General features: G+C 68.1%; 4 protein-coding genes. 3 read left to right on the forward strand and 1 reads right to left on the reverse strand.

The genetic code is table 11. The features are described 5' to 3' along the window. Positions 1 to 120 precede the first annotated feature (120 nt). Positions 121 to 597, reverse strand: a complete 477-nt coding sequence (locus ABT186_RS07000; RefSeq protein WP_351232285.1) for a DUF6294 family protein — start codon at positions 595 to 597, stop codon at positions 121 to 123. A gap of 129 nt (positions 598 to 726) precedes the next feature. On the opposite strand from ABT186_RS07000, the gene ABT186_RS07005 reads away from it, so the two are divergent. The 3 genes from ABT186_RS07005 to ABT186_RS07015 all read left to right on the forward strand — a co-directional run bounded on the left by ABT186_RS07005 (position 727) and on the right by ABT186_RS07015 (position 5,878). Then, on the forward strand, positions 727 to 3,351 hold the full coding sequence (locus ABT186_RS07005; RefSeq protein WP_351923938.1) for a helix-turn-helix transcriptional regulator: 2,625 nt from the start codon (positions 727 to 729) through the stop codon (positions 3,349 to 3,351). A gap of 306 nt (positions 3,352 to 3,657) precedes the next feature. Beyond that, positions 3,658 to 5,226: a recombinase family protein gene (locus ABT186_RS07010; RefSeq protein ID WP_351923940.1), complete on the forward strand. Its 1,569-nt coding sequence runs from the start codon at positions 3,658 to 3,660 to the stop codon at positions 5,224 to 5,226. A gap of 214 nt (positions 5,227 to 5,440) precedes the next feature. Continuing rightward, positions 5,441 to 5,878 (forward strand): hypothetical protein, encoded by a 438-nt coding sequence (locus ABT186_RS07015; RefSeq protein WP_351923942.1) that lies wholly within the window; start codon positions 5,441 to 5,443, stop codon positions 5,876 to 5,878. Positions 5,879 to 6,000 lie beyond the last annotated feature (122 nt).

A 6,000-nucleotide genomic window follows, 5' to 3' on the forward strand; every position in this document is an offset into this window, starting at 1 on the left:
ATACCTCCTGGAACAGGAGCACGTGATGTGCGAGGACTATTCCCGTACTCCCGTTCCAGGATCAGACGTACTGCTGCCGTTGTCGCGGCAACCTCGACGGCGCGTTCCCGTGGGCCCCGGTCAGCAGCTGTTGACGAGGGACATGCGCTGGATTTCGTCGTACCAGCCGGGGTCGAAGGTGCCCTTCGCCGTCCACACGTACCGCTGGGTGCGGTCGGGCAGGTTCTTCACGAACTTGGTCGGGCTCGCCGGGTCCTGTATGCGCGCGTTGCGCAGAGCCGTGAGAACGGCTCCGTTCCCGTCCTTCAGACGTACTCGCATCAGCCAGGCGTCGTTGTTGTGACTACTGGTGACGGTGGCCCGGAAGTAGGCCGTACCGTCCGGGTACACGGTCCACCTCGCACCCGAGAACATGGTGCAGTCGCCGCTGCGCAGGGTGCCCCACGTGAAGGACTTCGAGGCCGCCGCACGGACCGTGGCGTCGGCCGTTCCCACAGTGGGGACCAGGGCGCCGGCGGTCAGGGCGGCGGTGGCCACGGCGGTGGCCACGAGCTTGCGGGACCGACGTATCCCGCCGGTGCTCCGGATGTTGCTCACTGAATGTTCCTTTCGTCACCGTTGGTGGGGGTGCTGGACCAGGATCACGGCGCCGGTACGGGCGGTCACGAGTAGTTGGCTACTCGAATTGGGTTTCGTGATGGATGTCCGGGTTTGTAGGATCCTGGTGTGGGGGAACTGGGGCGGGAATGGCCGTTGACCGGCCGTACGGAAGAACTGCGATTCATCGACAGGGCGGGGCAAAGCGGTCGTGGCACGCGCGGCGTGCTGCTCTCCGGAGCGGCCGGGGTGGGCAAGACCCGGCTCGCCCGGGAAGCGGTCGCCGCGGCCGTGCGACGCGGGGCCGTCACCAGATGGGCGACGGGCACGGCTTCGGCGAGGGCACTGCCGCTGGGGGCCTTCGCCGCGTGGACCGAACCCGGCGGCGGGGACGCCTCCTGGACGCTGAACCGGACCCTGGACGCGCTGCTCCACGGCGCGGGCCCCGCGGGAGCGGTGGTCGCGGTGGACGACGCGCATCTGCTCGACGACCTCTCCGCACTGCTGGTGCACCAGTTGGTGCTGCGGCAGGCGGCTGCGGTCGTGATCACGGTGCGGGCCGGCCGCCCGGCCCCGGACGCCGTGACAGCACTGTGGAAGGACGGACACCTGGAACGGCTGGAAGTGCAGCCGCTGTCCGAACCTCAGACCGCCGCCGTGCTCGAAGCGGTTCTCGGCGGGCCCGTGGACAGCACCACCGCCGGCCGGCTGTGGAAACTGACCCGGGGCAACGCTCTGATCCTGCGCCATGTGGTCGAGAGCGAACTGGAGGCGCGCAACCTGCGCTGTGTGCGGGGGACCTGGCGGTGGTCCGGGACGCCGTCCGTCTCACCGGTGCTGGTGGACCTGGTCGCGACGCGCATGGGCGAACTCTCCGGCCCCGTACGGGATGTGGTGGATCTGCTCGCGCTCGGTGAGCCCTTCGACATCGCGCTTCTCGCCCAACTGGCGGACGCGGCGGCGATCGAGGAGGCCGAGGCGCGGGGGCTGGTGACAGTGGAACAGGCGGGAGACACCCTATGGGCCGGGCTCGCCCACCCCCTGTACGGCGAGGCGCGCCGCGTGGCCCTCGGCACTCTGCGCGCGCGCCGGCTGCGCGGCCGGATGGCGATGGCGCTGGCCGACCACCCCGAACACCACGGTGACAACACGCTGCGCCGGGCCGTGCTCGCCGTGGACTCGGACCTGCCGCCGGATCCGGCGCTTTTCACCGAGGCGGCCGCACACGCCGCGCTTCTCATGGACATGCCGCTGGTCGAACGGCTGGCCGGGGCGGCGGTCGCCGCGGGTGCCGGGTTCGAGGCACAGCTGCTGGTCACGACCGCCCTCGCCGCAACCACCCGCCACGAGGACGTCAAGGACGAGCTGGCCGTCCTGACGGCCATGGCCGTCACGGATGCCGAACTCGTACGGGCGACTCTGGTCAGGGTGCCGGCGCTGGCCTATGTGACGAGCGGGCCCGCCGAGGCGGAAGCCGTGCTGGACGAAGCGGAGGCGCGCGTCGAGGAGGACGGCTTCAGGCTCCAGCTGACCGCGCTGCGCGCCTACCTCGAAGCGACCCAGGGGCGACTGGCTCGCGCCGTCGAGTGCGCCACCACGGCACTGGACGCGCCGGATCTGCCGGACGAGCCGGTCATCCTGGCCTCGGTCGCGCTGGTGGCCGCTCTGGGAGTGACGGGCCGCGCCGACGACCTGGCCCCGGCCGCCGCCCGCGGCCACGAGGCAGCGGCGCGGTCAAGTCAACTCGGATTTCTGCGCGCGCCGTTGACCATGGCCCAGACGATGGGGCTCAGCCTGGCGGGTTACCTGCAGGACGCGGAGGACCTCGCGGCCGCGTTCCGGGAAGAGGTCAAGGACCAGGAGTTCGGCAACGAACTCAGCGGTTTCATCATGGGCGATGCCGAACTCGCGCGGGGCCGGGTGGCCGACGCCACGCGCCGGCTCCGGGAGTCGCTCGTGGGCCTGCGGGAACACGGCAACGCCGGCGGGTTCGTGTACTTCTGCCTGCTGTCGCTCACCCGCGCCCTGGCCCTCGCCGGTGACCTGCCCGGTGCCCGAGGTTCCCTGGCCGAACTGGAGGCCGAGCGGAGCCCGTCGTTCGCCGTCCTCGATCCCGAACTCGCCCTCGTGAGGGCGTGGGTGACCGCAGTCGAGGGGGCGCTCAGCGACGCGATCACCCTGGCCCACGAGGGAGCCGACGGCGCGGCCCGGCGCGGCCAGTACGCGCACGAGGTGCTGGCCCTGCAGACCGCGGTCTGCCTGGGGGACGCCTCGGTCGCCGGGCGGCTGGCCGAGCTGGCCGGCCGGGTCGACGGTCCCCGGGTGCGGGCTGCCGCCGCCCATGCGGCCGCGCTGAGCACCGGAAACGGCGAGGGGCTGCGCGCCGTCTCGGCCCAATGGGAGGAGACGGGCGACCTGTTGGCGGCCGCGGATGCCGCCGCGCAGTCCGCGAGCACGCATCTGCGCCGCGGAGAGCGAGCCCCGGCCCACGCCGCTGCCGCCCGGGCCCACCGGCTCGCTCAGGAGTGCCAGGGGGTCCGTACGCCCGCGCTGCTGGAGGCGGCCCGGCCCGTGCCGCTGACCCGGCGGGAGCGCGAGATAGCCGTCCTGGTGGCCCGTGGCCTGACCAACCAGCAGATCGCCGACCGGTTGATCGTCTCCGTACGAACGGTGGAGGGCCACCTCTACCGGATCGGCAACAAGCTCGGCATCACGAACAGGAGGGAGCTGGCCGCACTGCTGCTGGACGGCTGATCCCGCGCTTCTCGGCCGACTTGTCCGTCCGACGGCACTGGTCAGCCCGTCCGGCGTCTGAGGACAGGCCGTTCAGGCGGAAGCGGGGTCCAGGGGCGGAGCCCCTGGGACGGGAAGGGCAGGGGCGGCGGGGGCGCAGCATCCACAGCGGCTCCGCCGCAGGCCGCCGTCCCCCGCCGCACCGGAGGCCCTACGCCAGCCCCGGCCCACGCACGGGGATCGAAGTGAACGTCGGCTGCGGTGCCGGGTCCTGGAAGAAGTCGTTCAACTTGTTCATCTTGCGTGGACCCTCGTACGATCGCCGCCATGATCAAGCATCCGAGGGTCCTGGGCGCTGTCCGCCTGTCCATCCTCAAGGACGACACCACCAGTCCCGAGAAGCAGCGGCAGGCCGTAGAGCACTGGACTGCTGGCCCCACCGTGGACGGTCGCATTGCGGGCTGGGCGGAAGACCTGGACGTGTCCGGTGCGATGCACCCCTTCAAGCGACCGGGCCTCGGTCCTTGGTTCAACGAGCGGGCCGACGAGTGGGACGTGTTGGCCGTCTGGAAGCTCGACCGCCTCAGCAGGAAGGCGGGCCACTTCGCCGAGGTCTTCGAGTGGTGCCAGAAGCACGGGAAGTCCATCGTGTCCGTGACCGAGGGCATCGACATGTCCACCCCCATGGGCAAGATGTTCGCTCAGATCATCGCCGCCTTTGCCGAAGGCGAGTTGGACACCATTCGCGCCCGCGCGCTTTCTGGCTCGGCCGCCCGCAAGGCCAAGGGCGTTTGGATCGGTGGCGTCGAGCCGTACGGGTACCGCTTCGAACGGCAGGAAGGCGGCGGAAAGAAGCTCGTTCAGGACCACACGTATGCGGAACTGTTCCGAGAGATTGTCGAGCGACTAAAGGGCGACTGGTCGTCGTACAAGATCGCACTTGATCTGAATAAGCGTGGTGTTCTCACTTGGCGGGATCATCTTCGAATCGTGAAGGGGGAAGATCCGAGGGGCGTTGCCTGGACTGCCAACGCGATTCGCGCCATAGCTATGAATCCCACGGTGGCCGGCATCTACACGTACAAGGGCGAGAACGTCGTAGACGAAAACGGCGAGAACGTTCGGATCACTGATGATCCGTTGATGGATTTTGCCGAGTGGTCAGAATTCGTGGCTGCCCTCAAGAGTGATCGTCCGGTTAGACGGTCCACCCCTTCACGGTCGATGCTGGGCGGTGTGGCTGCCTGCCAGGGATGCGGCGCCCGGATGTCGTCCAACAAGAAGACGAAGCCGAACGGCCGCGTGCATCACTACTACGCCTGCAACAACGTCAACACCGGAACGTGCTCAAACCCTGGCCGCATTCGCCGCGATGACCTAGACATGGCCGTTGGGACTTTCGTGAAGTTCACTCTCGGCCCGCTCCCGGTTATGGAGCGGGCCGGTAATTCGATCAGTCAGGCCAAGGTCGAGCTTGCCGAGGCCGAAGCGACGCTAGACCGACTGGAAGCCGATTACCTAGCTGGACGGTTCAAGACCGACGTTCAGGTTGAACGCTACTGGGGGCAACACGAATTCCAGTCGGCCAAGGTTGAACGCTTGAGGGAGGAAATCAAGACTGCCGAGGATGCCCCGGCCTGGAAGGAGACGGGTCGGACTTACTCCGAAGAGTGGACGACTAAGGATGACGAACAGAAGCGTGTGTTCCTGCAACGGCACGGCATAACTGTGACGGTGGGGGCCACGGAAGACGGGAGCCGACGAGTCGTCTGCAAGATGGCTGAGCTTGCCGAGATCGCCAAGGAAACCGGGCTTCAAGTTCCCGAGGGATACTGGTTGATCGAGCCGGAAGCGGAATACATTCTGCCGAAGCAGATGGCTTATAAGCGGAAGTAGGTGGGGCCGCCCACGCTCCCAACCCTTGCCCCCGTCGCGTGTAAACGCTTCGGGGGCCTTTCCATGCCCACGCTCGGCCCCCTGACCGTTTAAACGCTCTTCCTTGATTCCGCCACCCCTGGCAGGTTAAAACCTAGGCATAGAAGACCGCACAGCGGCCCCGGATAACCGGGGCCTTTTCTGTTCCCGCATCCCCCGAAAGGAAACCTGACCGATGACCTTTGCCGAACAGTACGCGGACGCTATCGCCGGGCGCAGAGTGAAGCTGCGAAAGCGCGGGTTCGCCCTTGCGGCCGAGACGGCTCCCCCGACCGGGCAAGCCGCCCTGTGGTATGTCGACGCGGTTCTATGCGTGCCACGTAGCGGTCAGGCCGTGGCCCGGCAGATAGCCCGCCTCTGCGGCGACGAATCCGAGGTGACTGTTCCGTGGTGTTCGCTTGCCGATGCTGTCGGCGTACGCGACCGGGCCCGGAACCTTCGCCGCTATACCGAGCGTGGAGTGAAGGCCCTGATCGATGCCGGATGGCTCGAAGTCGAGACGGTTGGGAGCAAGCGCGGGGCGAAGACGACGTTCCGCCTCCTGGCGGGTGACCGTTCCTCGGAGTGCCTGGGCTGGATCGATGACCGGGAATGGTTCACCGAGGCTGCCTGAACGGCCCTCGGCGACTTATGGCCTTAGCCTCGCGCTTTCACACGGCGGGGCGTCCAGTGGGTGATCAGAAACGCGAAGAGTGCTCCTGACCTGCAACGATGGGACTTGTCTAGGGTCCAGGT

It is taken from the genome of Streptomyces sp. NPDC001634, assembly GCF_040298185.1.
Taxonomy (GTDB): Bacteria; Actinomycetota; Actinomycetes; order Streptomycetales; family Streptomycetaceae; genus Streptomyces.